The sequence below is a fragment of the Streptomyces sp. NPDC003036 genome, assembly GCF_040611175.1.
Classification (GTDB): domain Bacteria; phylum Actinomycetota; class Actinomycetes; order Streptomycetales; family Streptomycetaceae; genus Streptomyces.
The window spans coordinates 77,263-94,813 of the sequence record NZ_JBEXNO010000021.1; the positions used below are offsets into that span (position 1 = coordinate 77,263).

Sequence of the window (17,551 nt, forward strand, 5' to 3'; positions counted from 1 at the left end):
ACCGTGGCAGTCCTGGACCGCGTCCGTATCGGCGAGACGACGACCGCGAGGAGAGTGAAGCAGGCCTCCGGCCTCGGCCTCCTCCTCGCGGCCGTCGCCACGGTCGTCTGGTCCGGCAGCTTCGTCACCTCCCGCGCCCTGCACGACTCCGTCCCGCCCGTCCAGGCCGCGTTCTGGCGCTGGGTCGTCGCCATCCTCGCCGTCGCGCCCTTCGCGGCCCGGGCGACCTGGCGTCAGCGGCACCTCATCCGGCGGCACTTCGGCTTCGTCACCCTCACCTCGCTGCTCGGCGTCACCGTCTACAACACCCTCGTCAACCAGGCCGGCCTCACCACCTCCGCCTCCACCATGGGCATGGTGATGGCCGCCTCACCCGTCCTGATGGCGGTGTACGAGCGGCTGGGCGGCGCGCGGCTGGGACCGCGCCGGCTGGCCGGTCTGCTGATCGCCTGCGCCGGAGTGGTGCTCCTGGTGGGCAACGGGTCCCTCGTGCCGGACTTCGCCGCCGGAGACCTGTGGATGGTGGCGGCGGCCGTCTCCTTCGCCTCGTACAGCGCCCTGCTCAGGCGGCGGCCGGCGGAGCTCGGCGGGACCGTCTTCCTCCTCACCACGTTCGTGCTGGGCGCGGTGATGCTGCTGCCGGCGTACGGGATCAGCGTCGCGGTGCAGGGCGGCTTCACGGTGGAGGCGGGCACGGTCGGGCCGCTGGTGTACGTCGGGGTGTTCTCCTCCGCGGTCGCCTTCTTCGCCTGGAACAAGGCGGTCTCGCTGATCGGCGCGGCGCGGGCGGGTGTCGTCTACTACCTCCAGCCGGTGTGTGTGGCCCTGCTGTCCTGGCTGCTGATCGACGAGCGGCTGGGCGTGCTCCAGGGGGTCTGCATGGCGCTGATCCTGGGTGGCGTGATCCTCGGGACGGGCCGCGCCAAGGCGTGACGGACACGCGAAGGCGTGACGGCCAGGCGAAGGCGTGACGGACGGGCGAAGTGAGGGCCTCGGCCGCCGGTGGTCAGTCGGCGGGCGAGGCCCTCACGTGCTCGGGGGTGCGGGGAGGGTGCCGGGGTGACGCGGGGAGGTGCGTCACCCCGGCGAGGGGGTGTCGGTCGTCGGGTGTCAGCGGGGTGTCAGCAGTTGACGACGTACCAGACCGGGTTCCAGTTGTAGCTGGAGGAGGCGGAGTACGCGCCCGGCGTGGTGTAGATGGTGTTCCGGTTGCTGTCCAGGAAGCGGGCCCGGGTCCCCGCCGTCTGGTTGTTGATCCAGGAGCCGTAACCGGTCCAGTTGTCGAGGGCGTACGTGGCGCACCGGTAGAGGTTGAACTGCGCGCCGGTGAAGTTCGTGCCGGTGAACATGCAGAAGTTCTGGGCCGGGCAGCTGGCGCGGCCCTGCCGTGCGCCCGGCAGCGGCAGCACGATCTCGCCCTTGTCGGCGATCGCGATCCGGTTGAGGGCGACCTGCGTCCCGCCGTGGCGGGCGAGGTGGGTGTCGACCTGCTCCTGAAGGTCCTCGGCCTCGTCGTCGTCCAGGCCCGCCGCCTCCGCCTGCGCGGCGAAGTCGTGGTGCCCGGGGACGGACGCGGCGGCGGCCGGGTTGGTCAGGCCGAACGCCATCGCGGCGACGAGTGCCATGACCGCGAACAGCGCCGCGGTCAGCTTGCGCAGTGTCATGCGGTGTTCCCCCTGTTTCGGGACGAATGCCCTTCGCTGGTGCGGCGGGCATGACTCTGAGTGTCCAAGCCTGTGCGAGCGCCGGGCAACCGGTTACCGCGGGGATGTCCGGTAGACGCCAAAGGAGCCTGGCGCAGGGCCAGTCGGGACGCGTCGGGGGCGTGTCGGGGCCGACGGATCCGGCGGGGCGGCGGCGGATAGGTTGCGGGGCATGACCGAGTGGGACATCAAGAAGCTCCAGATCCTGCGCACGCTGCGGGACCGCGGCACCGTGACCGCGACGGCGGAGGCGTTGCTGATGACCCCCTCGGCCGTCTCGCAGCAGCTGTCCAACCTCTCCAGGCAGCTGGGCGTGCGGCTGCTGGAGGCGCACGGGCGGCGGGTGCGGCTCACCGACGCCGCCCACCTCGTCCTGCGCCACGCGGAGGTGGTGTTCGCGCAGCTGGAGCGGGCCGACGCGGAGCTGGCCGGATACCTCCAGGGCGAGGCGGGCGAGGTGCGCGTCGGAGCCTTCTCCACCGCCGTGCCCGGTCTCGTGGTCCCCGCGGTGCTGCGGCTGCGCACCGCCCACCCGGGCCTGGAGGTACGGGTGCGGGAGGCGGAGGCTGCCGAGGCGTACGAGCTGCTGTCGGCGGGGGCGGTGGACCTGGCGCTGTCGCTGGCGGCGCACGCGCCGACGGCCCGGGACCCGAAGTTCACGCGGGTGCCGCTGCTCGCCGACCCGCTGGACGTCGCCCTGCCGGCGGCGCACCCGCTGGCGGGGGCCCCGGGGCTGCGGCTGGCCGACCTGTCCGGGGAGCGGTGGATCTTCGGCGGCAGCGGCCCCTGGTCGGAGATCACCACGGCCGCGTGCGAGGCGGCCGGGTTCGTCCCCGAGCAGGCCCACTCGGCGGCGGGCTGGACGGCCATCCTCGCGATGGTGGAGGCGGGCATGGGCATCGCCCTGGTGCCGCGCATGGCGGCGGCCGAGCGGGCGACGGGCGTGGTGATGCGGGTCCTGGAGGCCGATCAGCCCCGCCGCCACGTCATCGCGGCGGCTCGCCGGGGTGCGGAGTCGGCCCCGGCGGTCGCCCGCGTGCTGGCGGCGCTGCGCGAGGTCGCGTCACTGCGGTAGGGCCCTGCGGCGCGGCACGCAGGGACCCCCGCGCCCGGTCAGGCCGTCGACGGTCTCGCCAGCCCCAGCAGGAGTTCGTCCGTCGCCGCCTTGACGCCGTCGAGCGTACGGCCCTCGAGGCGCGTCACCCGGTGCATCAGGCTCGGCATGAACGGCGCCAGCAGCATGTGCGCCAGCAACGCCGCATCCGCGTCGGGGCGGATCCGGGCCACGAGCATCGCCGTATGCGTGTGCATCGTCCCGTACGCGCCGCTGTCGTAGCGCGCCAGCGGCGCCGCCTCCTCCGCCGCCAGCATCATCTCCTGCTGCTCGGCGACCCGGTCGGCCAGCGCGTGCAGGAACGCGCGCAGGCGCTGGAGGGGCGGCGCCTCCGGGCCGAGCGGCGGCGGGCCGGACATGAAGGCCTGCTGGAAGCGCTTCTCGCGCTCGTCGAGCAGGGCGAACAGCAGTTGCGCGACGTCGCCGAAACGGCGGTAGACCGTGCCCACGCCGATGCCGGTCGCGTGGGCGACCGCGTTCATGGTCAGGGCGGCCGGGCCCTTCTCCGCGACGATCGCGGCGGCGGCCTCCAGGATCCGGCGGCGGTTGTCCGCGGCGTCCGCGCGCTCCGGGCGCGCGGCGGCGGGCCCTCCCACCAGCGGCAGGTCGATGCGGCGGGGCGGGCGCGACGACGGCGGCGTGCTCATGGGTCGAGCATAGCGGAGTACCGGAAAGCTATCCGGTTTCGCTCCGCAAAGCTCTTGCCATGCGGATTCCTATCCGCTTAACTCGTGATCGACAGGAAGCGGATAGTCATCCGGTTTCTCCGTTCGTGTCGTCCGTCTCGTTCGTGTTGAAGGGTTCGCCATGGCTCCGAAGATCGCCGTCGTCTACTACTCCTCCACCGGCAACGTCCACCGCCTCGCCGAGGCGGTCGCCGAGGGCGCCGAGAAGGCCGGCGCCGAGGTCCGGCTGCGCCGCGTCCCCGAGCTCGCCCCGGACGCGGCCATCGACTCCAACCCCGCCTGGCGCGAGCACGTCGAGGCCACCCGCGGCGTGGAGGTCGCCACCCTGGACGACCTGGCCTGGGCCGACGCGTACGCCTTCGGCACGCCGACCCGCTACGGCAACATCGCCGCCCAGCTGAAGCAGTTCCTCGACTCCACCGGCGGCCTGTGGCAGCGCGGCACCTTCGCCGACAAGCCCGCCACCGGGTTCGTCAGCGCGGCCAACGCGCACGGCGGCAACGAGTCCACGCTGCTCGCGCTCTACAACACCATGCACCACTGGGGCTCGCTCATCGTCTCGCCCGGTTTCACCGACCCGGCGATCTACGCCGCCGGCGGCAACCCCTACGGCACCTCCCATGCCTCCGGCGCGGGTGCCCCCGGCGACGACGTGCTGACTGCCGCCCGCTACCAGGGCCGGCGCCTCGCCACGATCACCGCCCGCCTCGCCGGCACCGCCGTCTGACCGACCGCCGTCCGACCGTCCGACCGATCGCCGTCCAGCCCACCTTCCACCGACCCTTCAGCTGAGCTGAAGATCCATTGAAGGAACTTTCGATGGACCTGACCGTTCCGCAGGTCCGACAGTAGGTCCATGACCTTCGACCCGAGCACCCAGGACGCCCCGGACCAGGACCAGGACCCGCACGCCAACGACGCCGCGCCGTACGGCGGTGGCGACCCGTACGCCGACTACCGCGCCGGTGACTTCCCGTTCACCGACCTCGTCGACCTGGCCGACCGCCGCCTCGGCGCCGGAGTCGTCGCCGCCAACGACGAGTTCTTCGCCGAGCGCGAGAACCTGCTGGTGCGCGAGCGCGCGGTGTTCGATCCGGAGCACTTCGGGCACAAGGGCAAGATCATGGACGGCTGGGAGACCCGCCGTCGGCGCGGCACCGACGGCGAGCACCCCTTCCCCGCCCCCGAGGACCACGACTGGGCGATCGTCCGCCTCGGCGCCCCCGGCATCATCCGCGGTGTCATCGTCGACACCGCCCACTTCCGCGGCAACTACCCGCAGCGCGTCTCCCTCCAGGCCACCGCCGTCGAAGGCACCCCGAGCCCCGAGCAGCTCCTCTCCGACGACGTGAAGTGGGAGGAGATCCTCCCGCCCACCCCCGTACGCGGCCACGCCGCCAACGGCTTCGCGATCGAGGCCGAGCGCCGCTTCACCCACGTGCGGCTCTGCCAGCACCCCGACGGCGGCGTCGCCCGCCTCCGCGTCCACGGCGAGGTCGTCCCCGACCCGGAGTGGCTGGACCTGCTCGGCACCCTCGACCTCATCTCCGTACTCAACGGAGGCGTGTACGAGGACGCGTCCGACACGTTCTACTCGTCGCCGACGCAGATCATCCTGCCGGGCACCTCCCGCAAGATGGACGACGGCTGGGAGAACCGCCGCCGCCGTGTCCGCGGCACCAACGACTGGGTGCGCTTCCGCCTCGCCGCGCAGGGCACCGTACGGGCCGTCGAGATCGACACCGCGTACCTCAAGGGCAACTCCGCCGGCTGGATCTCCCTCCAGGGCCGCGACGGCGAGGACGGCGAGTGGTTCGAGATCATCCCGCGCACCCGGCTCCAGCCGGACACGCTCCACCGCTTCAAGCTGCCTGCCGAGGCCGTCGTCACCCACGTACGCCTCGACGCCTTCCCCGACGGCGGCATCGCCCGCATGCGCCTGCACGGAGCCCTCACGGAGCAGGGCGCGGCCGAGCTGCGCGCCCGGTACGCGCGGCTGAACGGCTGAAGGGTTGACCGGCTGACGGCTTCCGCCCGGCGGTGCGGTAGCGCACGAACGCCCGCCCGCCGGGCGGATTTCCACCACGGCGACACGACGACGAAGGGGCGCCCCCCGGGGGAGGGCGCCCCTTCTTCGCGTTCTTTTACGCGCTCACGCACCCGCCGCGCGGTCCGCCGCCTGGGCCTTCAGCGCCCGCTCCACGCCCGACCGGGACTCGGAGACGAGGCGGCGCAGCGCCGCGTTCGGCTCCGCGCTCGCGAGCCAGGCGTCCGTCGCCGCCAGGGTCTCCTCGGCGACCTGGACCGCCGGGTAGAGGCCGACCGCGATCTGCTGGGCCATCTCGTGGGAGCGGGACGCCCACACGTCCTTGACCGCCGCGAAGAACTTCTCCGTGTACGGGGCCAGGAGCTCGCGCTGGTCGGTCTGGACGAAGCCGCCGATCACGGCCTCCTGCACGGCGTTCGGCAGCTTGTCGGACTCGACGACCGACGCCCACGCCTCGGCCTTGGCCTCCGCCGTCGGGCGCGCCGCCCGCGCGGTGGCCGCGTGCCGCTCGCCCGCCGCCGTCTTGTCGCGCTCGTGCTCGGCGGCGATCTCCGGCTCGTCGTACACGCCGGTCGCCGCCAGCCGCTCCACGAACGCCCAGCGCAGCTCGGTGTCCACGACCAGCCCCTCGATCGTCTCGCCGCCCTCCAGCAGCGCCGCCAGCAGGTCCAGCTGCTGCGGCGTACGGGCGGTCGCGGCGAAGGCGCGCGCCCACGCCAGCTGGTGGTCGCTGCCCGGCTCGGCGGTGCGCAGGTGCGTCAGCGCCGCCTCCGTCCACCGGGCGAGGCCCGTCTCGCGCCACTCCGGCGCCGCGTACAGGTCGAGCGCCAGCTTCACCTGGCGGTGCAGCGACTGCACCACACCGATGTCCGACTCCTTGGCGATGCCCGACAGCACCAGCTCCAGGTAGTCGCGCGTGGCCAGCTCCCCGTCGCGCGTCATGTCCCACGCCGACGCCCAGCACAGCGCGCGCGGCAGGGACTCCGTGAAGTCGCCCAGGTGCTGCTTGACCGTGGCCAGCGACTCCTCGTCGAGGCGCACCTTGGCGTACGACAGGTCGTCGTCGTTGAGCAGCACCACGGCCGGGCGGCGCACGCCCGCCAGCTGCGGCACCTCCGTCCGCTCGGTCGCCGTGACGTCCAGCTCGACCCGCTCCGTACGGACCAGCTTCCCCGACCCGTCGAGCTCGTACAGGCCGATCGCGATCCGGTGCGGCCGCAGGACCGGCTCGCCCTTCGCGCCCGCCGGCAGCGCCGGGGCCTCCTGCCGCACCGCGAAGGAGGCGATGACACCGTCCGCGTCGACCTCGATCTCCGGGCGCAGCACGTTGATACCGGCCGTCTCCAGCCACGCCTTCGACCACGTCCTCAGGTCGCGCCCGGACGTCTCCTCCAGCGCGCCCAGCAGGTCCGACAGGCGCGTGTTGCCGAAGGCGTGGCGCTTGAAGTACGCCTGCACGCCCCGGAAGAACTCGTCCTCGCCGACGTACGCCACCAGCTGCTTCAGCACCGAGGCGCCCTTGGCGTAGGTGATGCCGTCGAAGTTGACGAGGACGTCGTCCAGGTCGCGGATCTCGGCCATGATCGGGTGCGTGGACGGGAGCTGGTCCTGCCGGTACGCCCAGGTCTTCATCTGGTTCGCGAACGTCGTCCACGAGTGCGGCCAGCGCGAGCCCGGCGCCGCCGCCTGGCAGGCGATCGAGGTGTACGTGGCGAACGACTCGTTCAGCCACAGGTCGTTCCACCACTCCATCGTCACGAGGTCGCCGAACCACATGTGGGCCAGCTCGTGCAGGATGGTCTCGGCGCGCACCTCGTACGCCGCGTCCGTCACCTTCGACCGGAAGACGTACTGGTCGCGGATGGTCACCGCGCCCGCGTTCTCCATCGCGCCCGCGTTGAACTCCGGCACGAACAGCTGGTCGTACTTGGCGAAGGGGTACGCGTAGTCGAACTTCTCCTGGAACCAGTCGAAGCCCTGCCGCGTCACCTCGAAGATCGCGTCCGCGTCGAGGAACTCGGCGAGCGACGGACGGCAGTAGATACCCAGCGGCACGACCTGCCCGTCCGGGCCCTCGTACGTGCTGTGCACCGCGTGGTACGGGCCGACGATCAGGGCCGTGATGTACGTCGAGATGCGCGGCGTCGGCTCGAAGTGCCATACGTTCCCATCGGGGCCCTTGGGCTCCGGCGTCGGGGAGTTCGAGATGACGGTCCAGCCGGACGGCGCCTTCACGGTGAACTGGAAGGTCGCCTTCAGGTCCGGCTGCTCGAAGCTGGCGAACACCCGCCGCGCGTCCGGCACCTCGAACTGCGTGTAGAGGTACGCCTGGTCGTCGACCGGGTCGACGAACTTGTGCAGGCCCTCTCCGGTGTTCGTGTACGCGCAGTCCGCGACGACCGTCAGCTCGTTGCGCCCCTGCTTCAGGTGCTTGAGCTTGATCCGCGAGTCCCGGAAGACGGCCGCGACGTCCAGCGCGTGGCCGTTCAGGGTGACCTTGTGGACGGCGGGGGCCACCAGGTCGATGAACGTCTCCGCGCCCTCCTCGGCGGAGTCGAAGCGCACAGTGGTCACGGACCGGTAGGTGCCGTCCTCCTGCGCGCCGCTGAGATCCAGGTCGATCTCGTACGAGTCCACGGTGAGCAGCCGCGCCCGCTGCTGCGCCTCTTCACGGGTCAGGTTCGTGCCAGGCACCCGGTCATCTCCTCGTTGTGTGACGTTTCCGGCCATCCTTCCACGGACGCCAAGGGGCCGCCCCACCGTTACGGCGGGGCGGCCCCATCGGTACCAACCAGGAGGTCAGGTACTCAGCGTGGTCAGCCGTTCAGCTCTGCGGCGACCAGCTCGGCGATCTGCACGGCGTTCAGCGCCGCGCCCTTGCGCAGGTTGTCGTTGGAGAGGAAGAGGGCGAGGCCGTGCTCGACGGTCTCGTCCACGCGGATGCGGCCGACGTACGACGCGTCCTTGCCGGCGGCCTGGAGCGGGGTCGGGATCTCGGAGAGCTCGACGCCCTCGGCGTCCTTGAGCAGCTCGTAGGCGCGCTCCACGCTGATCGGACGCTCGAAGCGGGCGTTGATCTGGAGGGAGTGGCCCGAGAAGACGGGGACGCGCACGCAGGTGCCGGAGACCTTCAGCTCCGGGATCTCCAGGATCTTGCGGGACTCGTTGCGGAGCTTCTGCTCCTCGTCCGTCTCGAAGGAACCGTCGTCGACGATGGAGCCGGCCAGCGGCAGCACGTTGAAGGCGATGGGGCGCTTGTAGACGCCGGGCTCGGGGTAGTCGACGGCCTCGCCGTCGTGGGTGAGCTCGGTGGCGCGCTCGGCGACGGCCTTGACCTGGCCGTCCAGCTCGGCGACGCCCGCCAGGCCCGAGCCGGAGACGGCCTGGTAGGTGGTGGCCACCAGGGCGGTCAGGCCCGCCTCCTGGTGCAGCGGCTTCAGCACCGGCATGGCGGCCATGGTGGTGCAGTTCGGGTTGGCGATGATCCCCTTGGGGCGGTCCTTGATCGCGTGCGGGTTCACCTCGGACACGACCAGCGGCACCTCGGGGTCCCGGCGCCAGGCGGAGGAGTTGTCGATCACCACGGCACCCTGCGAGGCGACCTTCTCGGCCAGCGCCTTGGAGGTGGCGCCACCGGCGGAGAAGAGCACGATGTCCAGGCCGGTGTAGTCGGCGGTGGAGGCGTCCTCGACGGTCACGCCGTCCAGCACGGTGCCCGCGGAACGGGCGGAGGCGAACAGCCGCAGCTCGTCGACGGGGAACTTCCGCTCGGCAAGGATCTTGCGCATGACCGTGCCGACCTGACCGGTCGCTCCGACGATTCCTACCTTCACGGGGACTCCTCCGTACGTGCTTGTCGGCCCTGGCGGCCTGGGTGCCTCACCCATGATGCGTATCACCTGACCGGGCTTGTCCAATTCATTGTCCGCGACGTGAGAAGCAGCACGCCCGGTGACGAGGAAGGGCGGGCGCCCGAACCGGACGCCCGCCCCTACTCATCGTGTGCCCAGTGCTACGGCGTGACCTTGCCGATCATGACGCTGCCGCTGCCCGCGGCCGTGCCGCGCGCCGTCACCAGCGACACCTCGCCGAAGAACTGCCGGCCCTCGGGGGCCTCGCCGTTCACCAGCACCTCGGCCGCGACCTGCGCCGACGCGCCCGTCGCCAGCTTGACCGGCTTGGAGGCGTCGACCTTGACCGTGCCGAGCGCGGACGAGAAGTACACGTCCTTGTAGTCGTACGTGGTCGTGCCGGCCGGGATCTCGTAGCCGATGACCTCGATCGTGTACGTACCCGCGGCCGGCTTGATCAGGGAGACGGACTCCTCCGAGTCGCCGTCCGCCGACGAGCCGACCTCCACGCCGTCCCGCGAGACGGTCAGGTCCAGGTCGGCCGCCTTGTCGGACGTGTTGCCGATGGCGATGTCGAGGCGCTCGACGCCCTCACCGATGGTGACCGTGCTGGTCTGCGTGGTGTGGTTGGCGATGCTCGGCGTGGCGACCTTCGCGGAGCCGAGCGGGCCGCCCTTCAGCGTGCCGTCGATCGCGGCGAAGCCGTTGGTGACCTTCCAGTCCACCGCGGCCGGCGTGCCGACCTTCGCCTCGGGCACCGTCCGCACCGCCGGGTCGAAGGCCGCACCCAGCAGGGACACGTCCAGCTTGTACGGGTTGTCCAGATCCGGCGAGGTGCGCCGCGCCTCGACCTCGATCTCCCAGACGCCCGGCGTCGGGTTGGCGTACGAGCGCGCGTCGGGGCGGCACGTGTTCGCCGGGTTGTAGTGCGGGTAGCACGCGTTGGACGCGGTGGTGTCGACGGGCACGCCGTACGGGTGGATGGCGATGAACCGGGTCTGGCTCTTCTCCTTCAGCCCGCCGAGCGCGACCTCCAGCGCCTTGGCGCCCTTGGGCACCGTGACGAAGTAGGACTTGTGGCTGTTGCGCTGCACGGTGCCGGTCGCGCTGTAGGCGTACGCGCTCGGCGCCGCCAGGTCGTGCGCGACGACGACGGTGGCGAGGATCTGCTTGTCGACGCCCTCGGTGTCCTCGTCGTCGGCCTCCAGGATGGCGCTGTGCACGCCCGCGGAGCCCGGCTTGGCCTGCACCTTGACGGTGACGGGCTTGTTCAGCGGCAGGTCCACCTCGTCGTCGCCGAGGATGCGGAAGGTGCCGTCGTTGTACTTCAGGTCCAGCTCGTGCTCGATCGGCCGGTCCGGGCCGGTCGTGCGCGTGATGGTGACGTCGTAGACCTTCTTCTGGCCGGCCTTGAGGCCGCCCTCGCGGTCGTAGATGCCGGTGCCGGGCTTCTTCAGCTCCTGCTCCAGCGCCGTGTCGACGGGCGCGGCGACCGTGTACTCGTGCGCGGTGGCCCCGTCCTCGATGGACTCCCAGGCGTCGACGACGTCGATCAGACCGGCGCCCTGCTCGTGCGCCGCGACACCGGAGATGCGGTTCGCGGTGCTGGTGAGCGCGGTGCGCAGGCTCAGCGGGGAGAGCGCGATCTTCCGCTGCTTGGCGGCGGAGATCAGCAGCGCGCTCGCGCCGGCCGCCTGCGGCGACGACATCGAGGTGCCGTTGAGCATGCCGTAGCCGGCGGGCAGCTTGTAGGAGGTCTCCGGGACGCCGGCGCCCGCCATCCACGTCGGGATGGTGTTGATCGCCGAGCCGGGCGCGGAGATCGTCGGGGTGAGGCCGCCGTCCTCACGCGGGCCGCGCGAGGAGAAGGGGAACATGGCGTACTTCTTCTCGACGACCGAGGCGTAGTTGGCGGCCCACGTCTCCTTGGAGATCGCGGCGCCGACCGAGACGACCTTGTCGGCCAGGCCGGGGTCGCCGATGGTGTTCAGGCCCGGGCCGGAGTTGCCGGCCGAGATGACCAGCTGGACGCCGTAGGTGTCGATCAGGCGGCCGTAGAGCGCGGCGCGCGCGTTGTCGCCGGAGTTGAGCGCGGGCAGGCCGCCGATCGACATGTTGACGATGTCGACGCCGCGGTTGACGACCAGGTCCGCCATGCCCTCGGTCAGGGCGGTGTTGGTGCAGCCGCCGGACCAGGTGCAGGCGCGCGAGGAGACGAGCTTGGCGCCGGGCGCGGCGCCGTTCATCTTCCCGCCGAACAGGCCGTGGGCGGCGGTGATGCCGGCGACGTGCGAGCCGTGGTCGGAGTTGACGACGCCGATGTTGACGAAGTCGGCCTTGTCCTTGTTGGCGTTGTAGACGACGTCCTTGCGGATCTCGACCACGAACGGGATGCGCTCGACGACGTCGGTCTCCGGCTTGTCCGTGCCGAAGTAGCCGACCTGGAACCCGTCCTTGTACGGCTTCATCGCGACGTCGTCGGTGAAGTCGTTGTTGCCGTTCAGGTCGACGCGGACGGTGCCGGCGGCCGCGTCGTACAGCACGCCCCACACGTCGGTGGTGTCGCCGTCGCGGTTCAGGTCGCCGTTCATGTCGCCACCCTTGGTGGCGGCTTCCTTGAAGTCGCGGTAGCGGTACGAGCCCTCGGGCGCCGTCCAGGTGCGGCCGTCGGCGGTGAACGTCGGGCCGGCCACCGGCGGGTTGTTCATGGGCCGCCAGGTGCCGTCGCCGTCGGTGACCGGGTGGGTGGCGGTCACCCAGTCGACGATCTTGCGCTCGCCGGTGGTGGTCTTCTGCAGCGCCGGGTGGCCCAGGTCCACGCCGGAGTCCAGGATGCCGATGGTCACGCCGCGGCCGTCGGCCTTCGGGTACTTCTTGACGAAGTCCACCGCGCCGGTCTCGAAGGACGGGTTGTACGGGTTCTTCGCCGGCGTCCGCGCGTCCGGGCCGGGGTACGTGGTGGCCGTCGAACCGGTCGTGGCGCCGCCCTCCCCGACGGTGCCCGCGTCCGGCGACGGGTCCTCCAGCGCGATCTCGTACTGGAGGTCGATGCCCTGCACCGAGGACAGCTTGGCGGCCGCGGTGAGCGCGGACTTCGCCTTCGCGGTGGGCAGCGTGGCGCGGACGTAGCCGAGCTTGTCGTACGTCGTGCCGATCGTGGCGCCGTCGACGCCGTCGAGCTGCCGGGCGACCTGCTCGGTCTGGCCGGGGGCCGTGGCCACCATGACGGTGACGGTCCGGTCGCCCTGGGCCTCCGCCTCGGCCAGTCGCTCGGCGTCGGCCGCGCCGAGCTTCGCGTCGGCGGCGGAGGAGGCGCCCGACTTGGCCGGGGCCGTGCCCGCGGGGGTGCCCGCCGGGTCGTCGGCGGCGAACACCGGGGCGGTGCCGGCCGCGACCAGCGCGGCCACCAGGCCGGCGGCGGCGACGACGCGGGCGGTGCGCCGAGCCGTCCGTCTGTGGCCGGGGGTCGAGCTCCCTGGTATGGAGCTCTGGGATTCGAGGGTGGTCATCTGCATCCCTGTTGGTGAAAGAGACGGTCCGGTATGTGGTGCCGGATGACCGCTCACCCTTTCGCACGGGACAGGGGTTTGTGGAGGGCGCCGGAGGCGGGATGCGGGTCTTGGCGTACATCCGCCACCGGCGCCGATACGCCAGTGGGGAGAAACCGGGTCAATTCCCCGGTCGCTGCAGGCCGTTCGGCTGATCCTTCAACGGCTGAGCGTTCAATGGCTGCGCGTTCAACTGTCCTTGGTGCGCGCGTAGTGGCGGGACGCCTTCGCGCGGTTGCCGCACACCGCCATGGAGCACCAGCGCCGGGTGCCGTTGCGCGAGGTGTCGAAGAAGTGCAGGACGCACGCCTTGTGCGCGCAGGCGCGGATCCGGTCGGGCGCGGTGCGCAGCAGGTCCAGGTAGTCGCGGGCGGCGAGCCAGCCGGGGCCCCAGGAGGGATCGGCGAACTCCGCCTCCTCGGCGGGGCCTTCCGCGGTGAGCAGGGCGCGGATCCGGCCGTGTCCGAGGACCTCGTTGACGGCGGCGGCCGCGGCGGTGTCGCCGGGCCGGTCGACGGCGGCGGCGAGCGCGTCGCGGGCGGCGAGGGTGCGCTCCAGGGTGGGTGCGTCGGCGCGGAAGCGGGCGTCGGTGTCGAGCCCGTTGGCCGCCAGCCAGACGGCCAGCCCCTCGAGGCCGGTCAGCAGGTCCAGGGTCGCGCCGTCGTGGACCCAGCGGGTGTTGAGCAGGTCCAGGGAGAGGGGTTCGCCGACGAGTGGACGCGGGTCCGGTGCGGGCATCTGTGGGCTCCCTTTCGCTGCTCTCGCCGCCTGGCCGGTGCGGCTAACCCCTTAATCGTACGTGAGTGGTTGTGTGCGAGCGATCTAACCTTTAAGGTGCTGATCACTGGTTACAAGCTTGCCCAGGAAAGGGGCACCGCCATGACGGCGACCACCATCAGCACGCTCCGTACCGGCCACGTCGGCATCAACGTCACCGACCTCCCCCGCTCACTCGCCTTCTACGGAGACGTCCTCGGCTTCGACGTCCTCGTCGAGGGCAAGGAGGACGGCCGGCGCTTCGCCCTCCTCGGCCGGGACGGCCGGCTCGCCCTCGCCCTCTGGCAGCAGGCCGACGACTCCTACGCCCCCGCCCGCGCCGGCCTGCACCACCTCGCCTTCGAGGTCGACACCATGGAGGAGGTCCGGGCCGTCGAGACCGAACTCCGGGCGCTCGACGTGACGTTCGCGTACGACGGGGTCGTCGCGCACCGCGAGGGCGCGTCCTCCGGCGGGATCTTCTTCCACGACCCCGACGGCACCCGCCTGGAGATCTACGCCCCCACCGGCGCCGAGGAGGCGCCCGCACCGAACGCCGCCGCCCCCACCTGCGGTTTCTTCTAGGAGGCAGTCGCCCATGTCACGCCCCTACCACGAGGGATCGCTCGCCGTGCAGACCCGCGTCGGCGTCCGCGACCTCGCCGACCACGTCGGCCGCTCCATCGGCCCCGGCATCCGCCCGGTCGCCGCGGCCTTCCTGGAGATCCAGCCCATGCTGGTGCTCGGCGCGCAGGACGAGGGCGGCCGCGTCTGGAGCTCCCTGCTCACCGGCGCGCCCGGCTTCGTCCGGGCCACGGGGGCGCGCTCCGTGGCGGTGGCCGGGGGCGTGGCGGCCGGCGACCCGCTCGCCGCCACGCTGGCCCGCGCCGAGGACACCCCCGTCGGCACGATCGCCCTGGACCCGCGCAGCCGGCGCCGGATGCGGCTCAACGGGACGGCCCGGCCCGGCGCGTCCGGCCTGGTCATCGCGGCGCGGCAGGTCTTCTCGAACTGCCCCAAGTACCTGCAGAAGCGGGCGCTGTACGCGCCCGAGGACGGCGCGGCGACCCGCCCCGGCGCCGTACAGCGGGGTGACCGGCTCACCCCCGCGCAGCAGGGGTTCGTCCGCGCCGCCGACACCTTCTTCATCGCCACCGTCGCGCCCGGGCACGGCGCCGACGCGAGCCACCGGGGCGGCAACCCCGGCTTCGTCCAGGTCACCTCGCCCACCGAGCTCGCCTGGCAGGACTACCCGGGCAACGCCATGTTCCTCACCCTCGGCAACCTGGAGGCCGACGCCCGCGCCGGACTGCTGTTCCTCGACTGGGCCACCGGCACCACGCTCCAGCTCACCGGCACCGCGCGCACCGCCTTCACCGCCACCGGCCGCACCGTGCGCTTCACCGTCGACGGGGTCCTGGAGCACCAGGGCGCGAGCCCGCTGCGGTGGTCGGCGGTACCGGAGTACTCGCCCCACAACCCGCCGGTGATCAAGGAAGGCTGAAAGCCGCTCAACCCGGCGGCCCCGGGCAACTCCCCCCGCACCGGCGCGGTCCCCTCCACCGACCGCACTCGAACAGCGAGGGGAACGCACATGGCGATACGGAAGACGGCCCTGACGGCGGCGATCGTGGCGGCGGCTCTCGCCTCCACCGCCTTCACCGTCCCGGCGGCCGCCACCGACCGCACCATCCGTACCGAGAGCACCGTCCGTACCGAGAGCACCGACCGCACCACCGGTGGGCACGAGAAGACCCAGGCGGCCGTCGAGGCCCTCGTACGGGAGGGCGCGCCCGGCGTGCTCGCCCAGGCGCGGGACCGCGACGGCGTCTGGAACGGCACCGCCGGGGTCGCCGACCGCGACACCGGCCGCGAACGCCACCCGAACGACCGCTACCGCGTCGCCTCCATCACCAAGACGTTCGTCGCCACCGTCGTCCTGCAACTGGAAGCCGAGGGCAGACTGGACCTCGACGACACCGTCGACCGGTGGCTCCCCGGCGTCGTGCGCGGCAACGGCCACGACGGCCGGAAGATCACCCTCCGTCAGCTGCTCAACCACACCAGCGGCATCTACGAGTACACCGCCGACCCGGGGTTCCAGGCGAAGGCCTTCGGCCCGGGCTTCTTGCAGCACCGCTACGACACGTGGACGCCGCGGCAGCTGGTGGGCATTGCGATGGGCCACCGGCCCGACTTCGCGCCCGGCACGGACTGGTCCTACTCCAACACCAACTACATCGTCGCCGGCATGGTCATCGAGAAGGTGACCGGACGGCCGTACGGAGAGGAGATCGAGCGCCGGATCCTCAAGCCGCTCAAGCTGCGCGCCACCTCCGTGCCCGGCACGGACGCGCGGATGCCGAAGCCCAGCGGCCGCGCCTACTCCACGCTCATGGCGGCGGAGCCGAACGCGCCGGTCCACGACGTCACCGAGCTGAACCCGTCGGGGGCGTGGGCGGCCGGCGAAATGATCTCCGACTCGGCGGACCTGCAGCGCTTCGTACGGGCGCTGCTGACGGGGAAGCTGCTGCCGCCCGCGCAGATGAAGGAGCTGACCACCACGGTCCCGGTCGGCGAGGGCAGGCCGACCGCCCGCTACGGCCTGGGCGTGTTCGTGGACAAGCTGAGCTGCGGTACGGAGGTGTGGGGGCACACCGGCGGCATCCACGGCTCCCTCTCCAACGTGGTCGCCACCCGGGACGGGCGGCAGTCGCTGGCGCTGAACGTCAACGGCGACTGGGCGGGCAACACGCGGCAGATCGTCGAAGCCGAGTTCTGCGGCTGACGCGCCGGCGGGCCCTCACCTGGGCTGCACCACGATGTACGCGGCCGGGGCCCGGTCCCCGGCCGCCATCAGGGCCGTACGCACCACGACCGCCTGCTGCTCCAGCGCGTCGCGCAGCTTGCGGGGCGTGAGGTGGACGACGGTGACGCCGAGCCGCTCCAGGTGCTCGCGCTTGCGGGTGTACGCGGTCCACGTGCTGTCGCCGTCGTCCTGGCGGGGCGAGCGGGTGTCGAGCTCCACGGCCACGGCGTGGTCCGGCCAGTAGGCGTCCACGCCGCCGAGGTGCGGGCCGCCGGGCAGCCGGAGGTCCACGTTCCACAGCGGGTCGGGCAACCGGTGGACGCGCACCATCTCGTACAGCCGCTCCTCGGCCAGCGCCCGCCCGTCGGCGAGCAGCGTGTCGACGGCGTCCACGACGTGCGGCCGGGTCAGCAGCCGGGCGCGCTTCAGCTCCCGTGCGACGGCGGACGGTTCGCAGTGCCCGCTCCGCACGGCCTCGGTCAGCAGCCGGCGCACCGTGTGGGCGTCGGCGATGTGCGCGACGGCGTCCGCGAGGGCGCGGGCCACCGGGGCGACCGGCAGGCCCGTCACCTCCCGTGCCACCGGCGGGTCCGCCGACGCGCGCACGATGCGCACGCATCCGGTGGACCGCAGCCGCCGTGTGCGCGGCACCAGCACGTCGATGTGGTCCAGCGCGGGCAGCGGCGGCGCGGCGGCGAACCGGTACAGCGCCAGCGCCGCCAGCCCGGTGATCATCGCGTCGCCCTCGCCGCCGGGCCGGCGCTCGGCGTACCGCAGCGCGGCGTGCAGCCGCTCCTCGCTGGTCGGCTGCCCGGGGCGCAGCAGGTACACGCCCGGCAGCACCTGCTGCCAGGGGCCACCGGCGCGGCAGTGCGCGCCGGCCTCGGCGGCGGACACGCCCCGGGCCCGCAGCTGCGCGGTGGACAGCACGCGCCGCCGTACGTCGGAGGAGCCGGAGAGGGGACGGGGGGAGAGCGGGGTGTTCGTCATGCCCCGGAACTTCCCGCCAACTCCCCGCCCGCTAACCGTTGTTACAA

14 protein-coding genes are annotated in these 17,551 nt (G+C 72.3%); 7 read left to right on the forward strand and 7 right to left on the reverse strand.

Features of this window, described 5'->3' with window-relative positions; genetic code table 11:
* The first annotated feature begins 12 nt into the window (after positions 1–12).
* Positions 13–933 (forward strand): DMT family transporter, encoded by a 921-nt coding sequence (locus ABZX67_RS17525; protein ID WP_355361039.1) that lies wholly within the window; start codon positions 13–15, stop codon positions 931–933.
* A gap of 188 nt (positions 934–1,121) precedes the next feature.
* Here ABZX67_RS17525 and ABZX67_RS17530 read toward each other — a convergent pair whose 3' ends face one another.
* Positions 1,122–1,664, reverse strand: coding sequence for a peptidase inhibitor family I36 protein (locus tag ABZX67_RS17530; protein ID WP_355360898.1), 543 nt, complete (start codon positions 1,662–1,664; stop codon positions 1,122–1,124).
* A gap of 211 nt (positions 1,665–1,875) precedes the next feature.
* Here ABZX67_RS17530 and ABZX67_RS17535 point away from each other — a divergent pair, with 211 nt between their 5' ends.
* Positions 1,876–2,778, forward strand: a complete 903-nt coding sequence (locus ABZX67_RS17535; protein WP_355360901.1) for a LysR family transcriptional regulator — start codon at positions 1,876–1,878, stop codon at positions 2,776–2,778.
* Between the two features lie 38 nt (positions 2,779–2,816).
* Here the strand turns inward: ABZX67_RS17535 and ABZX67_RS17540 are convergent, their stop codons facing one another.
* A complete protein-coding gene (locus tag ABZX67_RS17540; protein WP_355360904.1) occupies positions 2,817–3,464 on the reverse strand; it encodes a helix-turn-helix domain-containing protein in 648 nt (215 codons plus the stop codon).
* A gap of 160 nt (positions 3,465–3,624) precedes the next feature.
* On the opposite strand from ABZX67_RS17540, the gene wrbA reads away from it, so the two are divergent.
* Entirely contained in the window at positions 3,625–4,230 is a 606-nt protein-coding gene (wrbA, locus tag ABZX67_RS17545; protein ID WP_355360908.1) for an NAD(P)H:quinone oxidoreductase, read from the forward strand.
* A 129-nt stretch (positions 4,231–4,359) separates the two neighbouring features.
* Positions 4,360–5,511 (forward strand): allantoicase, encoded by a 1,152-nt coding sequence (alc, locus tag ABZX67_RS17550; RefSeq protein ID WP_355360911.1) that lies wholly within the window; start codon positions 4,360–4,362, stop codon positions 5,509–5,511.
* A 144-nt stretch (positions 5,512–5,655) separates the two neighbouring features.
* On the opposite strand, the gene pepN is transcribed toward alc, so the two are convergent.
* The 4 genes from pepN to ABZX67_RS17570 form a co-directional block, all read right to left on the reverse strand.
* Positions 5,656–8,244 (reverse strand): aminopeptidase N, encoded by a 2,589-nt coding sequence (gene pepN, locus ABZX67_RS17555; RefSeq protein ID WP_355360914.1) that lies wholly within the window; start codon positions 8,242–8,244, stop codon positions 5,656–5,658.
* 122 nt (positions 8,245–8,366) lie between these two features.
* Positions 8,367–9,383 (reverse strand): aspartate-semialdehyde dehydrogenase, encoded by a 1,017-nt coding sequence (locus tag ABZX67_RS17560; RefSeq protein ID WP_355360917.1) that lies wholly within the window; start codon positions 9,381–9,383, stop codon positions 8,367–8,369.
* A 179-nt stretch (positions 9,384–9,562) separates the two neighbouring features.
* Positions 9,563–12,910 carry a S8 family serine peptidase gene (locus ABZX67_RS17565; RefSeq protein WP_355360920.1) on the reverse strand — a complete coding sequence of 1,116 codons (3,348 nt, stop codon included), beginning with the start codon at positions 12,908–12,910 and terminating at the stop codon, positions 9,563–9,565.
* A gap of 228 nt (positions 12,911–13,138) precedes the next feature.
* The gene (locus ABZX67_RS17570) at positions 13,139–13,687 is read right to left on the reverse strand and encodes a CGNR zinc finger domain-containing protein (protein ID WP_355360923.1); all 549 of its coding nucleotides are present in this window, start codon (positions 13,685–13,687) and stop codon (positions 13,139–13,141) included.
* Between the two features lie 141 nt (positions 13,688–13,828).
* On the opposite strand from ABZX67_RS17570, the gene ABZX67_RS17575 reads away from it, so the two are divergent.
* The 3 genes from ABZX67_RS17575 (at position 13,829) to ABZX67_RS17585 (ending at position 16,493) form a co-directional block, all read left to right on the forward strand.
* Positions 13,829–14,290 (forward strand): VOC family protein, encoded by a 462-nt coding sequence (locus tag ABZX67_RS17575; RefSeq protein ID WP_355360926.1) that lies wholly within the window; start codon positions 13,829–13,831, stop codon positions 14,288–14,290.
* Positions 14,291–14,303: 13 nt separating this feature from the next.
* Complete coding sequence (locus ABZX67_RS17580; RefSeq protein ID WP_355360929.1) at positions 14,304–15,209, forward strand: pyridoxamine 5'-phosphate oxidase family protein; 906 nt, start codon at positions 14,304–14,306, stop codon at positions 15,207–15,209.
* Positions 15,210–15,299: 90 nt separating this feature from the next.
* On the forward strand, positions 15,300–16,493 hold the full coding sequence (locus ABZX67_RS17585; protein WP_355360932.1) for a serine hydrolase domain-containing protein: 1,194 nt from the start codon (positions 15,300–15,302) through the stop codon (positions 16,491–16,493).
* Between the two features lie 15 nt (positions 16,494–16,508).
* Here the strand turns inward: ABZX67_RS17585 and ABZX67_RS17590 are convergent, their stop codons facing one another.
* Complete coding sequence (locus ABZX67_RS17590; protein WP_355360935.1) at positions 16,509–17,504, reverse strand: hypothetical protein; 996 nt, start codon at positions 17,502–17,504, stop codon at positions 16,509–16,511.
* Positions 17,505–17,551: the final 47 nt, after the last annotated feature.